Source organism: Mycobacterium sp. BMJ-28 (genome assembly GCF_054404835.1).
Window position 1 is genome coordinate 3,745,210 of record NZ_CM136783.1, and the last position, 16,398, is coordinate 3,761,607.

The following is a 16,398-nucleotide window of genomic DNA, read 5'->3' on the forward strand; positions in this document are numbered from 1 at the left end:
GGAATCCCACCACACCGCAAGGGTCGGCGCAGCGCGGTTAGGGCCGAGGCGTGCGCCGCATCCCCAGTTCCCCCGCGGGCACCCGGTGGCCTTCGGCGCAGCGGATCTCGACGCCGGCGGGGGCACCGCAACCCAGATGTGTCAGCCGCAACCCGCTGTCCTTGACGTGCTTGCGGCCCCACTCGAACATCGCCCAGACCACGGGCATCAGGTCGGTACCCGCCTCGGTCAGCACGTACTCGTCCCGGCTGCGCTGTCCCGGTTCCCGGTAGGGCTGCTTGGTCAGCAGGCCGGCTTCGACGAGCTCGGACAGCCGCGTCGAGGCTGCCGCCTTGGTGATCCCGACCCGGCGGGCGAAATCGTCGAACCGAGTGGTCCCGTAGAACGCCTCCCGCATGATCAACATCGCCGATTTGGTGCCGATCAGCGCCATGGATGTCTCGATCGGGCAGTGGCCGACCGCGGACCAGGAGTCGCGGTCGGCGAGCACACCCTGCAGAACTGTCATAGAGATCACTCTACCTCTGGGTTGATGTGAATATACTCAGCTGTTACACCTAAGTATAGATAGCAATACTCAGTGGTGAGGAGAGCGCAATGTCCGGATACTCAGGTCGCGATGCGGTCATCGTCGGTGCGGTACGCACCCCGGTGGGCAAGGGCAAGGCCAATGGCGCACTGCACGGCGTGCTGCCCGCCGACCTGCTGGCGCACAGCCTGCGGGAACTGATCGCCCGCACCGGCGTGGACCCGGCCCAGGTCGATGACGTGATCGCCGGCGCCGTCACCCAGGTCGGCGACCAGGCCGTCAACATCGCCCGCAACGCGCTGTTGGGCGCCGGCTTCCCCGAGACCGTGCCCGGCACCACCGTCGACCGCCAGTGCGGCAGCAGCCAGCAGGCCGTCAGCTTCGCCGCCCAGGGTGTGCTGGCCGGTGCGTACGACATCGTCATCGCCGCGGGCGTGGAGTCCATGTCGCGGGTGCCGATGGGTACGTCGGTATTGCCCGGCAGCGATCCGTTCGGCCTCGACATGGCCGCACGCTATCCCGAAGGTCTTGTACCACAAGGGATCAGCGCAGAGCTGATCGCCGCCAAGTGGAACCTCTCCCGCACCCAGCTCGACGAGTTCTCGGCAAGCAGCCACGAGAAGGCGGCCGCCGCCACCAAGGCCGGCCTGTTCGACAATGAACTGGCCCCGATCGCGGGACTGAGCACCGACGAGATCATCCGGCCCGGAACCACGGTGCAGACGCTGTCCGGCCTGCGGCCCGCGTTCTACAACGAGGCGTACGCGGCGCGCTTCCCCCAGATCAACTGGGAGATCACGCCGGGCAACTCGTCGCCGCTGTCCGACGGCAGCGCCGCGGTGATGATCACCAGCGGTGCGACCGCGGCCCGGCTGGGTCTGAAGCCGCTGGCCCGGATCCACACCACCACCGTGGTCGGATCCGATCCGCTGTACATGCTGACCGGCGTCATCCCGGCCACCGAAAAGGTGCTGGCGCGTGCGGGTTTGACGCTCTCGGACATCGATCTGTTCGAGGTGAACGAGGCCTTTGCGCCGGTCGTGCTGAGCTGGGCCGCAGATACAGGTGCCGATCTCGAGAAGGTCAACGTCAACGGCGGCGCCATCGCCATCGGCCACCCGCTGGGTGCCAGCGGCGCCCGGATCATGACCACGCTGGTCAACGCGCTCGAACAGCGCGGCGGCCGCTACGGGTTGCAGACGATGTGTGAGGGCGGCGGCATGGCCAACGCCACCATCATCGAACGGCTCTGAGACAGCTCATGACCAAGATCTTGGTCACCACCGCCAACGGCGATACCGGCCGCCCGATGGTGCAACACGCACTCGACATCGGACTACAAGTCAGAGCGTTGGTGCGCACCGACGATCTCCGCGCCGACCGGCTGCGCGGTGCGGGCGCCGAGGTTGTGTTCGGAGACTTGCTCAACCTGCGCGACGTGCGCGCCGCGCTCGACGGCGTGCAGCGCGCCTACTTCAATTTCCCGGTGGGCGAAGGGCTTGTCGAGGCTGCCGTCATGTTCGCCCAGGCCGCCAAGGAACAAGGCCTGGAACTGATCGTCAACATGTCGCAGATCCAGTCACGACCGCAGGCGCGAAGCAAGGCCACGCAGAATCACTGGCTTGCCGAGCAGGTCTTCCAGTGGTCAGGAGTCCCGACGACGAACCTGCGGGTGACGTTCTTCATGGAATGGCTGACATATATCGCGGAGTTGATTCGGCGCGATCGCTATGTCATGCCCTTCGATGCCGACAGTCGATTCGCGCCGATCGCCGGACGTGACATCGCGTTGACCGCCGCCACGATCCTGGCCGACCCACAACGGCACGCTGGTCGGACCTATACGTTGACCGGACCTGTCGAGTACAGCCACGGTGGGTTGGCAGCGGAGGTCGGTCGCGTGCTTTCGCGGGATCTCGAGTTCGAACACGTCACCGCATCGACGTTCCTGGATCTGCTCGGGATCGCGGACGACACCGCCAAACTCAGGCATTTCGAGGCAGTGGCGATCGATCAACAGGAAGGTCTCCTGTCGGGTGTCAGCGATGCGGCGCAGACGATCACCGGACACCGCCTCCGCACCGTCGCCGACTTCGTCAACGAGAACCGGTCGTTGTTCGAAGTCGCCGTCAGTACTCGATAGTTGCCGACAACCCGAAATCCGCGAACGCCTGGCTGACCGCATCAGCCAGCGCCGCAGCGGAATTCGGGGCGTCGACGGCCCATGAGGCGATGCTGAGCGACATTCTGCCGTTCACGAACGCCGCCGAGAGCCACAGATGCCCGCCCCGGCGTGCGAAATCGCCTGCGGTGACACCCGGTTCGACCATCCGTGCGTCGAAGTGGTCCGCATCGGTACCGTCGGGACGATTCAGGGCCTGCGGCAGCTCACCGATGTTCGAGCAGCCGATCGGCTGTCCGACCTTGAGCACCATCTTCTCCAGCCGGCGCACCAGGAACCGCGGGACGAACGGTGTCAGCGGCAGCGGCGCCAACGTGGCATCCCTGGTCTCGGCCATCGTGACCAGGGCCTGCTTCAGGTCGCCGCGCAGCCCGCTGAGGTCGGCGAGCACCGCGTCGGGGTCGGCCAGCACCGTGATCGTGTTGAGCGCGTTGCCGGTGGTGTCGCCGTCGGTGCGCTCGCTGACCGGGAACGACAACATGGCCCGACCCGAACCGTCGACCCGGCCCAAGCCCTGACCCAGCCGCGCTGCCACCGCGGCGAACAGCACATTGCGGGTACCTCCGAGATTCGATGCCACCGCATCGAACTGGCCGAGATCCACCCGCACGGCCAGCGTCGGCACCGTCGCCTGCTGCTCGGCGTGTGCCAGTACCGGCGGCGCGGCCTTCGCCGAATCGGCCAGCTCGTCCTTCTGCTCGCGGGCGATGCGCGCCGCCCCGAGTACCGCCGAGGGCGCCTGTAGCACGGTGTTGAGGGCGACGCCGAGATCTTGGCGCACCGCGCGGGCCAACGGGCGCGAATGCGGCGGCGGGTACGCCAGATTCTGTGCGGTGCCCTCCACCGCGGCGGCCAGCGACGCGATGATGCCGCCGGCGTCGGACACCGTGTGCGACACCACCAGTGACACCGCGTCGCCGCCACCGGTCAGCGGCTGCACCGCCAGATGCCACACGGGTCCGGTCTCCGGGTCCACCGGCACCTCCGCCCGGGCATACACCCAATCCCAGACCGCTTCGCGCGGCAGTTCGGCGGCCATCAGCTCGACATCGCCCGGGCCGGGACTGGCCACCCAGCGGTGTCTGCCGAACGGCAGCGGCGAACGCTCCAGCCGGCGGCCCACCAACGTGTCGCCCAGATTGCGGCTGAGCCTGCGCAGTCCGTCCAGGTCGACACCGTGCTCGTAGATCCAGGTGAACTGGATGACCGGCCCCCGGCGCAGCGCGCGCAGCGCCACATAGGACGCCTGGTCGATATAGGCCACCGTGTTGTCGGGGCCCGCACCGCGCCGCCGGAAAAGCTTCTTGCGCTCAGCAAAGACACGCTCGGTCAAGGTCTCCACGATCCCCCTGGGATGTCACGAGTTGCGCCCGGGACTCAGCGAAGCCGCACGACGCCCCGGAAGGTGGCAGCCGACCACGCCGTCGGCGGACAGCACCAGTCAAGCCAGCCTAAGGGAGACGACCCGGCTGCGGGGCGAATGCATTCAGGCGCGCTGCAGCTCGAACAGGGGAATGTCCCGGCTCGTCTTGGCCTGGTACTCGGCGAACACCGGGGCGATCTCGGTGATCTTCGGGTAGGTGGCGTCGCGTTCGGCATCGGGCAGCTCGCGCGCGACGACGTCGTAGGCGTCGGTGCCGACCTCGACGCGGGCCCGCGGATTCGCCCGCAGGTTGTGCACCCAGGCCGGGTCCTTGGGCGCACCGGCGTAGGAGCCGACGATCAGGACCTTGCCGTCGAGCTCGAGCGAGGCCAGCGGGGACAGTCGCGGCTTGCCGGACTTCGCACCGGTGGTGTGCAGCAGCAACAGCGTGCCACCCTCGAACGCCGCCACCTTGCCCGCATTCGCGCGGAACTCCGCCACGACGTTGCGGTTGAAGTCATCGAGCGCCGCGGGGTCGGCGAGCAGGTTGTCCTTGTCGATTTCACTCATGCTTGGAGTCAGCCGCCTTGGGCTTGGCATCTATTCCCGATTCCTTACGCTGGGCCGCGGTGATCGGGGCCGGCGCGTCGGTCAGCGGGTCGACACCGCCGCCGGACTTGGGGAACGCGATGACCTCGCGGATCGAGTCGACCCCGGCCAGCAGCGCGGTGATGCGGTCCCAGCCGAACGCGATACCGCCGTGCGGCGGGGCGCCGAAGGTGAAGGCGTCCAACAGGAATCCGAACTTGTCCTGGGCCTCATCGTGATCGATGCCCATCATTGCGAAGACCCGTTCCTGGATGTCGCGACGATGGATACGGATCGATCCGCCGCCGATCTCGTTGCCGTTGCAGACGATGTCGTAGGCGTCGGCCAGGGCCGAGCCGGGATCGCTGTCGAAGGTGTCCATCGACGGGGCCTGCGGCGAGGTGAAGGCGTGATGCACCGCGGTCCAGGCGCCCGAGCCCATCGCCACGTCCCCCGAAGCGGTGGCGTCGTCGGCCGGTTCGAACAGCGGCCAGTCCACCACCCAGGTGAACGCCCAGGCGGTCGGGTCGATCAGATCCAGCCGCTTGGCGATCTCGATCCGGGTGGCGCCCAGCAGGCCGCGACCGGCCTTGGGGGTGCCGGCCGCGAAGAACACACAGTCGCCCGGCTTCGCGCCGACGTGGGCGGCCAGGCCGTCGCGTTCGGCATCGGTCAGGTTCTTGGCCACCGGACCGGACAGCGTGCCGTCCTCACCGATGAGCACGTAGGCCAGGCCCTTGTGGCCGCGCTGCTTGGCGAACTCCTGCCAGCCGTCCAGGGTGCGCCGTGGCTGCGACGCCCCACCGGGCATCACCACCGCACCCACGTAGGGCGCCTGGAACACCCGGAACGGGGTGTCTTTGAAGTAGTCGGTGCATTCGACGAGTTCGACCGCGAAACGCAGGTCGGGCTTGTCCGAGCCGAACCGGCGCATCGCGTCGGCGTAGCTGATCCGCGGCAGCGGCAGCGGCAGGTCGTGCCCGATCAGCGCCCAGATGGCCTTGAGCACCTGCTCGGAGATCGCGATGACGTCCTCGGCCTCGACGAAGCTGAGCTCCATGTCGAGCTGGGTGAACTCGGGCTGGCGGTCGGCGCGGAAATCCTCGTCGCGGTAACAACGGGCGATCTGGTAGTAGCGCTCCATCCCGGCCACCATGAGCAGCTGTTTGAACAGCTGCGGGCTCTGCGGCAACGCGTAGAAGGAACCCGGCTGCAGGCGGGCCGGCACCAGGAAGTCTCTGGCTCCCTCGGGCGTCGAGCGGGTCAGCGTCGGGGTTTCGATCTCGACGAAATCATGTTCGGCCAGCATGCCGCGGGCGGCGGCATTGACCTTGGAGCGCAACCGGATTGCGTTGCCGGGGCCTTCGCGGCGCAGGTCCAGGTAGCGGTACTTCAGCCGGGCTTCCTCACCGGCGGTCTCGTCCAACTGGAACGGCAGCGGCGCGCTCTCCCCCAGCACCGTCAGTGCGATGGCGTTCACCTCGATCTCACCGGTGGCGATATCGGTGTTGGCGTTGCCCTCGGGCCGGACCTCGACGACACCGGTGACCGTGACGCAGTATTCGGCGCGCAGCCGGTGCGCCTGCTCCAGCACGGCGGCGTCGCGGAAGACCACCTGCGACACCCCCGACGCGTCGCGCAGATCGATGAAGATGACACCGCCGTGGTCCCGGCGTCGGGCCACCCAGCCGGCGAGCGTCACCGTGGCGCCGGCATCGGTGGCTCTCAGCGATCCGGCGGTGTGGCTGCGCAGCACGAAAACTCCCTAGGAAAGACCAGTGATGAGGACTGCAACAGTGTAGTGGTGGGCATTCTGGCGGTGGCTTCGCCCGAGTGGGTGGCTCCCAGCATGGTCTGCTCGCGGCGGCCGGCGACGGCCCCGGATAGGGTCAACGGGTGCCGAAAATGTACCCGTGCGAGCAAGTGGATCTGGATTTCATCTCCGAGGCACCGTTTCGTTTCGTCAGCACCGTGGACCTGGCCATCACACCCGAGCAGGTTTTCGAGGTACTCGCCGACGCACAGTCCTGGCCGCACTGGGCCACCGTGATCACCAAGGTGACCTGGACCAGTCCGGCGCCGTATGGCGTAGGGACCACGCGGACCGTGCACATGCGTGGCGGCATCGTCGGCGATGAGGAGTTTTTGTCCTGGGAACCGCACAGCCACATGGCTTTCCGGTTCAACCAGGCCTCGACCACCGCCATCGCGGCGTTCGCCGAGGATTACTGGGTGGTGCCCACCACCGATGCCGATGTCGCCGCCGGAGCGACTCCGGGAGGCTGCAATCTGACCTGGGTGATGGCGATGAAACCCAACGGCACCGCCGCCCGGCTGGGCATGACAGCGGCCCGCCCGGTGATGGCCTGGCTGTTCCAGCGTTTCCTGCACAACCTGCGCCGCTACAGCGACCAGCGGTACGCGCGCTAGTACAGACCGGCCCAGGCCGCCCGCCGACGCCCGTCGGGATCCTGCACGGTGACATCACGGGCGCTACCGATCAGCCTGGTGGCCCGGTGCTGCGCGTCGTAGTACGGCCACTCCTGCAGTCCGCCCTTGGCGAACTCCAGCCAGGTGCGCTGCATCCGCCTGCCCACCGCGGGCTGCACCCGCCGGCCCAGCGGATGCAGCTTGCGTCCCAGGTACGAGCCGTAGCTGTGCTGGATGTGCACGATCTCGCTGCCGTGGGTGGCACCCAGGCCCAGCGCCTTCAGCGTCCAGGTGGTGTGGTCGAAGCGGTACATGTGGGTGGCCGCGGCCGCGCTGTAGGCGTCGGCGAAGGCCCAGGTCGGGGCTCCGAACATGGCGTCGGAACCGAAATCGACCAGCGCGCGCCTGCGCGGGTAGGCCGGGTAGGCGTCCAGCACCCGGTGCCGGGCGTGGGGTGCCCGGCGCGCGAAGAACTCGTCGATGCCCTCCAGCGTGGTGGGCAGCATCGGTGGCTTGCCCCAGGCGAACATCGACGCCTCGTGGCTGTTGGTGCCGATGATCAGCGGGATCGGATGGACCGCACCGGCCCTGGCGGCCTCGATCGGATGGCGCGGCAGCAGTTCCACGCCATGGGTCAGTCCGTAGGCCAGCGTCGGTGAGTCCGCGGCACTGGCCGCCTGCACCACACCCGCGGCCCGTCGCAACCGGCGCTGCGGCAACTGTTTGAGGTGGTCGACGTCGGCGCCGAGTTCGTCGAGGAATTCCTGCGCGCGGCGCGCCCTGGTCTGCCGGTCGGCTATCAGCGGCAGCGCGGGACTCTGCGCGATGGCCCTGGTGAACAGTCCCTCCGCGGCTGGGCTGGCCAGCAGCGCCAAAACCGATGTGGCACCGGCTGATTCACCGAACACCGTGACCCGCGCCGGATCGCCGCCGAAGGCCGCGATGTTCTCCCGCACCCATTGCAACGCCGCGATCTGATCCCGCAGGCACAGATTGTCATCGAAGCCGGCGCCCAGGTCACCGAGCTCGAAGCCGCCGAACACCCCGAGCCGGTAGGTGACGTTGACCACGACGACGTCGCCGTTGCGGGCCAGCCGGGAACCGTTGTACAGCTGCAACTGCCCGGCCCCGTAGACGAACGCGCCGCCGGGAATCCACACCATGACAGGCAGCGAGCCGGACACGTCCGGGGACCACACGGTCAGCGTGAGGCATGCCTCGTCGCGCATCTTCGGATCGTCGCGGCCACCGCCGACGAAAGACCGGCCCTGGGGCGGCAGCGGACCGTGTTCGACCGCGTCGCGCACCCCCGACCACGGCTGCAGCGGCTGTGGACCCTGGAACCGCAGCTCCCCCAACGGCTGTTCGGCATAACCGATGCCGCGCCACACTCCGACACCGCTTTCGGTGCCGCCGCGCAGCTTGCCGTGCGAGGTCGCGACGATCGTCGGAAGTTCGGCGACGATGGACACACCGCAATCGTAGTGTGGGAAACTGTGCCCAGCCGGGTGCCGACATTGCAGATGGAGTTGGTGGGGGAAATGACCTTCAACGAAGGCATGCAGATCGATACGAGCACCACCTCCAGCAGCGGCGGCGGCCGTGGACCCGGCCGGGGCATCGCCATCGGCGGCGGCCTCGGCGGTCTGCTGATCGTGGTGGTCGCGATGTTCCTGGGCGTCGACCCCAACACCGTGCTCGGACAGAACGAAGTCACCCAGAACCAGGACGCGGTCACCCCCGGTTTCGACGTCTCGCAGTGCAAGACCGGCCGCGACGCCAACGACATCCTCGGCTGCCGGATCATCGCCACCGGAAACTCGGTGGACGGCGTATGGAGCCAGCTGCTCAAGGGCTACACCCGCCCCAAGGTTCAGCTGTTCACCGGGCAGGTCCAGACCGGATGCGGGCCGGCCACCACCGATGTCGGCCCGTTCTACTGCCCGGCCGACAAGACCGCCTATTTCGACACCGACTTCTTCGGTGTACTGGTGGACCAGTTCGGTTCCAGCGGTGGCCCACTGGCCCAGGAGTACGTGGTGGCCCACGAGTTCGGCCACCATGTGCAGGATCTGCTCGGCAACCTCGGCCGGGCCCAGCAGGGGCCGGGCGGCGCCGAGGGCAACGGCGTGCGCACCGAGCTGCAGGCTGACTGCTACGCCGGGGTGTGGGCCCACTACGCGTCGGTCACCAAGCAGCTGAGCACCGGGGTGCCATTCCTGGAACCGTTGAGCGACAAGGATATTGCCGACGCGTTGTCGGCCGCGTCGTCGGTGGGCGACGATCGTATCCAAAAGGCCTCCACCGGCCGGATCAATCCGGAGCAGTGGACGCATGGGTCCTCGACGGAGCGGCAGAAGTGGTTCACCACCGGCTACCAGACCGGTGATCCGAAGAAGTGCGACACCTTCGCCGCGCGAGACCTGGGGTGAGCACCGACCCGATCACGCCCGACACCAAGGACTGGACCTGGGTGTTGAGCCGCGCCTGCCCGGACTGCGGTTTCGATCCGGTGCAGGTGCACCCCACGGAGGTAGCCGACCGCATCGCCGACGATGCGACCGACTGGGTGGACCGGCTGACCAGGTCAGGGGTGCGCGAGCGGCCGGCACCGAAGGTGTGGTCGATCCTGGAGTACGGCTGCCACATCCGCGATGTGCACCGCATCTTCGACACCCGGGTGCACCTGATGCTCACCGAAGACCAACCGCGATTCCCGAACTGGGATCAGGATGCCACCGCACTGGCCGACGACTACCGGTCCCAGGATCCCGCGGTGGTGGCGCGTGAGCTGTTCGACGCGGCCACCACCGTCGCCCAGACCTACCGCGACGTGCCCGACGACGGCTGGTCCCGGCGCGGATTACGAAGCAACGGAAGTGAATTCACCATCGCCACCATCGCCGTCTATCACCTGCACGATGTGGTGCACCACTCGTGGGATGTCGCGCCGGATCAGAGCTGACGGCCGGCTCACAACCGCGACTGCTCCTTGATACCGGTGTCGGTGGTGCGCAGCGGGCGGATCAGCGCGTCCTGGCTGAACGATGCCAGCAACTCACCCTCCTCGGTGTGCACCGTCCCCCGCACGTAGGACATGCCGGCGCCGACCTGAGTGCTCTCGTGGCCGTACAGCAGCCAGCCGTTCCATTGCACGGGCTCGTGAAAGCTGACCGAGATGGTCATCGGCGCGGTGGACACCGTCAGGTGCGCCTGCGCCGTGCCGATTCCAACGTGTGCTCGCATGGTGGTCGAAATCCCCAGGTGTCCGGTGAAATACGCGATGAGCGCCTTGGCCAGATCGTCGCGCTGCGGGACCGGGTCGTAGTGCAGCCAGGCATGGAGTTCCGGGGGTCCGACCTCGTCGGGGCTGTTGACGTCCACGACGTCGACCAGCCGGACCTGGCGGCCCGTCATCGGCATGTGCGCGGCATTGGCGGCCGCCGGTGCCGCGACGTCCGGCTTGGGCAGGTGGTGCCGGATGACATCGCCGGAGGGCACATCGAGCAGCACGGTGACGGTGATGCACCGTTTGCCGTTCTGCGACGCGGAGATCACCGCGGTGGCCGTCGAGCGGCCTTCGGACACCACGTCGATGTCGAGTTGTACCGGCGGCCCGACCAGCACCACACGGGCGAACACGGCATAGACCGAACGCACCGATTTGTCCGGAAACCGTTTGGCCGCAGCGACAATGGCCTGCGCCAGTACTTGGGTGCCCTCGACCACCTGGCGATCGTCGGCTCCGGCCAGCCCGGTCTGGGCCAGATACCTGTTGTCTGCGTCGGGCGTGGGCTCGAACAGCTCGAGCAGCCCTTCCAGGGTCCACTGCGCCTGTTCGGTGGCCTGATCCGCCGTCGTCCCGGTGTTTGTCATGTGTCCTTTCCGGCAGCGGTCAGCCCGCATACCCGCTTTGCAAAAACGGTAACGTCATTCTCACCCGTCGCACAACACGTCTGAGGAAGCTGATCTCATGTCGAACGCCCCGGACACGGAGTCACGCCCGGCCAGATTCATGAAATCGGCATTGGCCATCCTCGGCGAGACCGGCCGCACCGACTTCACCGTGCTCGAGGTCGTCGAGCGCTCGAAGACCTCGCTGCGATCGTTCTACCAACACTTCTCCACCAAGGACGAGTTGCTGCTGGCCCTGGTGGACAAGATCATGTCCGAGTCGACGGCACGGTGGCGCGCCGACACCGACGACCTGGACGCGGTGGCCGCACTGCGGGTGCTGGTCGAGCGGATCAGCACCCCGGCCGCGTCGAGCACCCAGGACAGCATCAACCGCGGTCTGACCTTCTACAACGACCACCTCGCCGAGAGCCTGCCGCGCGAGTACGCCCGGGTGCTGCAACCCCTGCACACGTTGATCGGCGACATCATCGACCGCGGGATAACCGAGGGTGCGTTCCGGGCCGGCACGGACACCGACATCGCCGCCACCCTGATCATGCAGACGGTGCTGGGCGCACTGCGGCTACGGGTGCTCGGAGCCGAATTGAACGGCACCCCGATCTCCGGCGAGCACATCTTCACCTTCTGCGCACAGAGCCTGCGGCGGTCCTGACCTGCGGCGTTGCCGCGCTGTTGTCGCCCAGACAAAAGTGGTAACGTCATTACCGCCAGAAGGAAACCTGACTTCCAGGAGGCGGATATGCCCTCACGCATCCTCGACTATCCGGTGTTCGACGCCGACAACCACTTCTATGAGCCCAAAGAGGCGCTGACCAAGTTCCTCCCGGACAAGCGCAAGGGCGTCATCGACTACATCGATGTGCACGGCCGTACCAAGATCATGGTGCGCAACCACATCAGCGATTACATCCCCAATCCGACGTTCGAGGTGGTGGCCCGCCCGGGCGCCCAGGAGGAGTACTTCCGGCACGGCAGCGGGGGCAAGAGCTTCCGCGAGATCATGGGCAAACCCATGAAAGCCATTCCGGCGTTTCGCAATCCGCAGGCCCGCCTGGAGGTCATGGACAGCCTCGGCCTGGACTACACGCTGATGTTCCCCACGCTGGCCAGCCTGGTGGAGGAGCGCCTCAAAGACGATCCGGAACTGATCCACGACATCATCCACGCGCTCAACGAGTGGATGTATGAGACGTGGCAGTTCAACTACCAGGACCGCATCTTCTCCACCCCGGTGATCACATTGCCGATCGTGGACCGGGCCCTCGAGGAACTGGAGTGGTGCCTGGCGCGTGGGGCGAAATCCGTGCTGGTGCGGCCGGCCCCGGTGCCAGGGTTCCGCGGCACCAGGTCCTTCGGCACCGAAGAATTCGACCCGTTCTGGCAAGCCTGCGTCAAGGCCGGCATCCCGGTGGCCATGCATGCTTCCGACAGCGGCTATGCCCAGTACCTCAACGACTGGGAACCCGCCGACGAGTTCCTGCCGTTCAAGCCCACCTCGTTCCGGATGGTGGCGATGGGCAAGCGCCCGATCGAGGACACCATGGCCGCGCTGGTATGCCACGGCGCGTTCACCCGTAACCCAGACCTGCGCATCCTGTCCATCGAGAACGGCGCATCGTGGGTGCCCTACCTGTTCTATCAGTTCAGAGACGTCTACTCGAAGATGCCGCAGTCCTTCCCGGAGGACCCGATCGAGGCATTCCGGCGCTGCGTGTACGTGGCGCCGTTCTGGGAGGACGACTTCAAGAAGATGTCCGAACTGCTCGGCATCGACCGGGTGATCTTCGGCTCGGATTGGCCCCATCCCGAAGGCCTGGCCGATCCGATCAACCTGGTCACCGATCTGCAGGCGCACGGCCTCGACGACGAGGGTGTGCGAAAGGTGATGGGCGCCAACATGGTCGACCTGTTCAAGGTCGAGAACAAGGTCGTCTACAAGCCCGATGTGCCCGCGCTGGTCCTGACCTGAGATGAGTGATGTGACGAACCCCGAACAGCTTTTGTTCGCCTCGACGGCCCAGGCCTTCCTAGACAAGGAGGCCTCCCTGGGTGCCGTGCGTGATCTGCACGCACGCGACGCCTCGTTCGAGCCGGCCTGGTGGCAGCGCGCCGCCGAGCTCGGCTGGGCCGGCCTGCTGGTGCCCGAAGAGCTGGGCGGCGGAAGCGTCTCCGGTGACGGGGTGGCTGACCTGGCGCTGGTGGCAGAACAGGCCGGACGCACCGTGGCGCCCGGCCCACTGCATCCGGTCAGCGTGGTGCTCAGCGGACTGTCCGAAGCGCCGGACGGCCACCAGGACACCATCGAAGCGCTGGTCGCCGGCGAGTCGATCGCCGCATGGGCGGTCTACGAGCCGCGGCGGCCGTTCGACCCCACCTCGGCGGGTACCACGGCCACCCGCACCGGCAACGGCTTCCGGATCGACGGCGTCAAGGACCGCGTCGAGGCCGGTACGCACGCCGACGTCTTTCTGGTGACGGCCGAGCTGGACGGCGCGGTGCGCCAGTTCCTGGTGCCGGCCGACTCGCCCGGTGTGACGGTGGCGGCGCAGCCGTCCGTCGATCTGGTGAAAACGTATGCCCTGGTGCAATTGACCGGCGTCGAGGTCGCCGAGTCCGCGATCGTCGGCACGGCCGGGCAGACGGCCGCGATCATCGAGCGCCAACGCCAGGTTGCCCTGGTGCTGCAGTGCGCCGAGATCGTCGGCATCCTCGACGCTGTGCTGACCTTCACCGGTCAGTGGTTGTTCGACCGGCACAGCTTCGGCCGCCCGCTGGCCTCCTACCAGGCCCTCAAACACCGATTCGCCGACATGAAGATGTGGTTCGAGGCATGCCGGGCCACCACCACGGGCGCCGCGGCAGCCGTCGGCGCCCGGTCCCCGGAAGCGCCGAAGCTGGTCAGCGTGGCCAAAGCCTATGTGGCCGAACGCGCCCCGGTGATGTTGCAGGACTGTGTGCAGCTGCACGGCGGCATCGGCGTGACCTGGGAGCACGATCTGCATCTGTATCTGCGACGGGCGGTGCTGAACCGCGCGATGTACGGCTCCCCCGAGGACCACCACCGTGCCGTGTACCAACTCAGCCGCAAACAGCCCGAGGAGGCACGCGCATGACCGACACAGCAGTCTCCACCGGCATCGACGAATCGGTCGCCGACTTCGCGCACCGGGCCCGCTCCTGGCTGGCCGAGAACATGCCACCCATCGACCCCGGCAATCCCCCGTTCTCGGTACGCGCGGAAGCCCAATCATGGGAACGCGCAAAGGAACTGCAGCGGCGCCTGCACCAAGGCGGCTTCGCCGGCATCTGCTTCCCGCGCGCGTACGGCGGTCTCGGTCTGGATTACGCCTACCAGAAGGCATTCAACGACGAATGCCGAAACTACGAGATGCCGTTGATCCTGAACACTCCGTCGTTCACCATCTGCGCGGCGACGATCTTGGACATGGGCAGCGAAGAGCAGAAGCGCGAACGCATCTCGGCCGCCATCCGCGGCGACGAGATCCTGGTGCAACTGCTCAGCGAGCCGAGCGGCGGGTCGGATCTGGCCGGGGTCATCACCCGCGCCGACCGGCGGGACGGCAAATGGATCATCAACGGCGCCAAGACCTGGAGCACCAGCGCGTTCGCGGGCGACTACGGACTGATGCTGGCCCGCACCGACTGGACCTTGCCCAAACACGAGGGCTTGACCATGTTCCTGGTTCCGCTCGATGCTGCGGGCATCACGATGCGGCGCATCAAGGAGGTCAACGGCAACGAGGAATTCTGCGAGGAGTTCTTCGACGGGCTGGAGCTCGGCGATGATGCCGTGGTGGGTGCGGTCAACGACGGCTGGACCGTAGCCTCGCGCCAACTGCACCACGAGCGCCGCGCGGTCGGCGGCGGCTCGGAATTCGCCAGCGGCACCGGCGCCGAGAACGCCAACGAGATGCCCCCGGACCACGTGGGTCTGGCCGAGGCCACCGGGCAGGGTGACGACGCGCGGGTCCAGGACCTCGCGGGCCGTGCGTATGTCCGCAGGATCGTGAAACAGCAACTTATCGACCATGTTTCGGCGTCGATTGCGAGTGGCTCGCTGCCCGCGAACGCGGGCACACTGATCCGGCTGTTCCACGCCGAGACCACCGAACTCGAGGTGGACACCGCGCTGGCGATCGCCGGGACGGCGGGTGTGGTGGACGAGGGGTCCGGGTTGCTGGATATCGGGGTGCGCTACCTGTCCCGGCAGACCGGGTCGCTGGGTGGCGGCAGCTCCGAGATGGCCCGCAACGTCATCGGCGAGCGGGTGCTCGGCTTCCCGCGCGAGCAGGCGGCCGACCGCGGCGTGCCCTTCAATCAGGTCAAGCGCGGCCGCACCTAGAACAGGGTGGGGTGCGCCGGTGCCGTGACTTCGGAGGAAACGGCACCGGCGCTGGCCATGGGCATTCGCCCAGTCAAGCCGTACCGGGCCACCAACGGTGCCACCCGGGTACGAAGCATGTCGCGATAGTCCTGCGGCAAATAGGCGCCGCGGCGGTAGAGATGGCGGTATTCCGACACCAGTTCCGGGTGACTGCGCTGCAACCACTGCATGAACCAGCCCCGTGTCGTACCGCGCAGATGCAGACCGAACACCGTGACCCCGGTCGCACCCGCCTCGGCGATGCGGGCCAGCAGATCACCCAGCTGCGATGGCGAGTCGGTCAGCCGCGGCAACACCGGCGCCACCATCACATGACAATCCAGGCCGGCGTCGCGGACCGCAGTGATCAGTCCCAGCCGCGCCTGCGGGGTGGGCGTGCCGGGCTCCACATCCCGGTGCAGCTCAGGGTCCCCGACGGCCAGCGAGATCGAGACACTGACCGGAACCACCTGTGCCGCTTGCGAAATCAACGGCAGATCCCGACGTAGCAGGGTGCCCTTGGTCAGGATGGAGAACGGCGTGCCCGATGCGGCCAGCGCGCGCAGGATGCCGGGCATGAGGGCATAACGCCCTTCGGCCCGCTGATAAGGGTCGGTGTTGGTGCCCAGAGCCACCGTCTCACGGTTCCAGGACGGCCTGGCGAGTTCGCGGGTCAGCACCGCGGCCACATTGGTCTTGACGACGACCTGGGTGTCGAAATCGGCCCCGGGATCGAAATCCAGGTATTCGTGCGTCGGACGGGCGAAGCAGTATCTGCATGCGTGCGAGCAGCCCCGATAGCCGTTGACGGTGTACCGGAACGGCAGCATGGACGCCGCGGGCACCTTGTTCAGCGCCGACTTGCACAGCACCTCGTGGAAGGTGATCCCCTCGAAGGCGGGCGTGCAGACGCTACGCACGAGACCCAGCCGGGCCAGGCCCGGCAACGCGCCGTCGTCGACTCGCACCCCTTGCCCGTCCCACCGCATGGCACCCATCGAACA

Annotated in this window: 16 protein-coding genes; 9 read left to right on the forward strand and 7 right to left on the reverse strand. The window is 67.3% G+C overall.

Annotation, left to right across the window (positions count from 1 at the left end):
* Positions 1–37: 37 nt before the first annotated feature.
* Positions 38–508, reverse strand: a complete 471-nt coding sequence (locus tag ACXPWS_RS18490; RefSeq protein ID WP_458708054.1) for a winged helix-turn-helix transcriptional regulator — start codon at positions 506–508, stop codon at positions 38–40.
* 89 nt (positions 509–597) lie between these two features.
* On the opposite strand from ACXPWS_RS18490, the gene ACXPWS_RS18495 reads away from it, so the two are divergent.
* Together ACXPWS_RS18495 and ACXPWS_RS18500 are read left to right on the forward strand one after the other, a co-directional pair.
* Positions 598–1,782: a thiolase family protein gene (locus ACXPWS_RS18495; RefSeq protein ID WP_458708055.1), complete on the forward strand. Its 1,185-nt coding sequence runs from the start codon at positions 598–600 to the stop codon at positions 1,780–1,782.
* Positions 1,783–1,790: 8 nt separating this feature from the next.
* Positions 1,791–2,672 carry an NmrA family NAD(P)-binding protein gene (locus ACXPWS_RS18500; protein WP_458708056.1) on the forward strand — a complete coding sequence of 294 codons (882 nt, stop codon included), beginning with the start codon at positions 1,791–1,793 and terminating at the stop codon, positions 2,670–2,672.
* Here ACXPWS_RS18500 and ACXPWS_RS18505 read toward each other — a convergent pair.
* The 3 genes from ACXPWS_RS18505 to aspS form a co-directional block, all read right to left on the reverse strand.
* The gene (locus tag ACXPWS_RS18505; protein ID WP_458708057.1) at positions 2,659–4,044 is read right to left on the reverse strand and encodes a hypothetical protein; all 1,386 of its coding nucleotides are present in this window, start codon (positions 4,042–4,044) and stop codon (positions 2,659–2,661) included. The genes ACXPWS_RS18500 and ACXPWS_RS18505 overlap by 14 nt on opposite strands.
* 153 nt (positions 4,045–4,197) lie before the next feature.
* Complete coding sequence (locus ACXPWS_RS18510) at positions 4,198–4,644, reverse strand: nitroreductase family deazaflavin-dependent oxidoreductase (protein ID WP_458708058.1); 447 nt, start codon at positions 4,642–4,644, stop codon at positions 4,198–4,200.
* Positions 4,637–6,418, reverse strand: a complete 1,782-nt coding sequence (aspS, locus tag ACXPWS_RS18515; RefSeq protein ID WP_458708059.1) for an aspartate--tRNA ligase — start codon at positions 6,416–6,418, stop codon at positions 4,637–4,639. Before aspS ends, ACXPWS_RS18510 begins: the two co-directional genes overlap by 8 nt.
* Positions 6,419–6,567: 149 nt before the next feature.
* Here aspS and ACXPWS_RS18520 point away from each other — a divergent pair, with 149 nt between their 5' ends.
* Positions 6,568–7,092 (forward strand): SRPBCC family protein, encoded by a 525-nt coding sequence (locus ACXPWS_RS18520; RefSeq protein ID WP_458713593.1) that lies wholly within the window; start codon positions 6,568–6,570, stop codon positions 7,090–7,092.
* On the opposite strand, the gene ACXPWS_RS18525 is transcribed toward ACXPWS_RS18520, so the two are convergent.
* A complete protein-coding gene (locus ACXPWS_RS18525; protein ID WP_458708060.1) occupies positions 7,089–8,564 on the reverse strand; it encodes a carboxylesterase/lipase family protein in 1,476 nt (491 codons plus the stop codon). The genes ACXPWS_RS18520 and ACXPWS_RS18525 overlap by 4 nt on opposite strands.
* A gap of 69 nt (positions 8,565–8,633) precedes the next feature.
* Here ACXPWS_RS18525 and ypfJ point away from each other — a divergent pair, with 69 nt between their 5' ends.
* A complete protein-coding gene (gene ypfJ, locus ACXPWS_RS18530) occupies positions 8,634–9,524 on the forward strand; it encodes a KPN_02809 family neutral zinc metallopeptidase (RefSeq protein ID WP_458713594.1) in 891 nt (296 codons plus the stop codon).
* Positions 9,521–10,057 (forward strand): DinB family protein, encoded by a 537-nt coding sequence (locus tag ACXPWS_RS18535; protein ID WP_458708061.1) that lies wholly within the window; start codon positions 9,521–9,523, stop codon positions 10,055–10,057. Before ypfJ ends, ACXPWS_RS18535 begins: the two co-directional genes overlap by 4 nt.
* Positions 10,058–10,065: 8 nt before the next feature.
* Here ACXPWS_RS18535 and ACXPWS_RS18540 read toward each other — a convergent pair whose 3' ends face one another.
* Complete coding sequence (locus ACXPWS_RS18540) at positions 10,066–10,968, reverse strand: acyl-CoA thioesterase (RefSeq protein WP_458708062.1); 903 nt, start codon at positions 10,966–10,968, stop codon at positions 10,066–10,068.
* A 97-nt stretch (positions 10,969–11,065) separates the two neighbouring features.
* On the opposite strand from ACXPWS_RS18540, the gene ACXPWS_RS18545 reads away from it, so the two are divergent.
* The 4 genes from ACXPWS_RS18545 (at position 11,066) to ACXPWS_RS18560 (ending at position 15,373) form a co-directional block, all read left to right on the forward strand.
* A complete protein-coding gene (locus ACXPWS_RS18545) occupies positions 11,066–11,662 on the forward strand; it encodes a TetR/AcrR family transcriptional regulator (RefSeq protein WP_458708063.1) in 597 nt (198 codons plus the stop codon).
* 87 nt (positions 11,663–11,749) lie between these two features.
* Positions 11,750–12,979, forward strand: a complete 1,230-nt coding sequence (locus ACXPWS_RS18550; RefSeq protein WP_458708064.1) for an amidohydrolase family protein — start codon at positions 11,750–11,752, stop codon at positions 12,977–12,979.
* A gap of 1 nt (position 12,980) precedes the next feature.
* Entirely contained in the window at positions 12,981–14,123 is a 1,143-nt protein-coding gene (locus ACXPWS_RS18555) for an acyl-CoA dehydrogenase family protein (protein WP_458708065.1), read from the forward strand.
* On the forward strand, positions 14,120–15,373 hold the full coding sequence (locus ACXPWS_RS18560) for an acyl-CoA dehydrogenase family protein (RefSeq protein WP_458708066.1): 1,254 nt from the start codon (positions 14,120–14,122) through the stop codon (positions 15,371–15,373). Before ACXPWS_RS18555 ends, ACXPWS_RS18560 begins: the two co-directional genes overlap by 4 nt.
* Here ACXPWS_RS18560 and ACXPWS_RS18565 read toward each other — a convergent pair.
* Positions 15,370–16,383 (reverse strand): Rv2578c family radical SAM protein, encoded by a 1,014-nt coding sequence (locus ACXPWS_RS18565; RefSeq protein ID WP_458713595.1) that lies wholly within the window; start codon positions 16,381–16,383, stop codon positions 15,370–15,372. The two genes, ACXPWS_RS18560 and ACXPWS_RS18565, sit on opposite strands and share 4 nt — an antisense overlap.
* Positions 16,384–16,398: the final 15 nt, after the last annotated feature.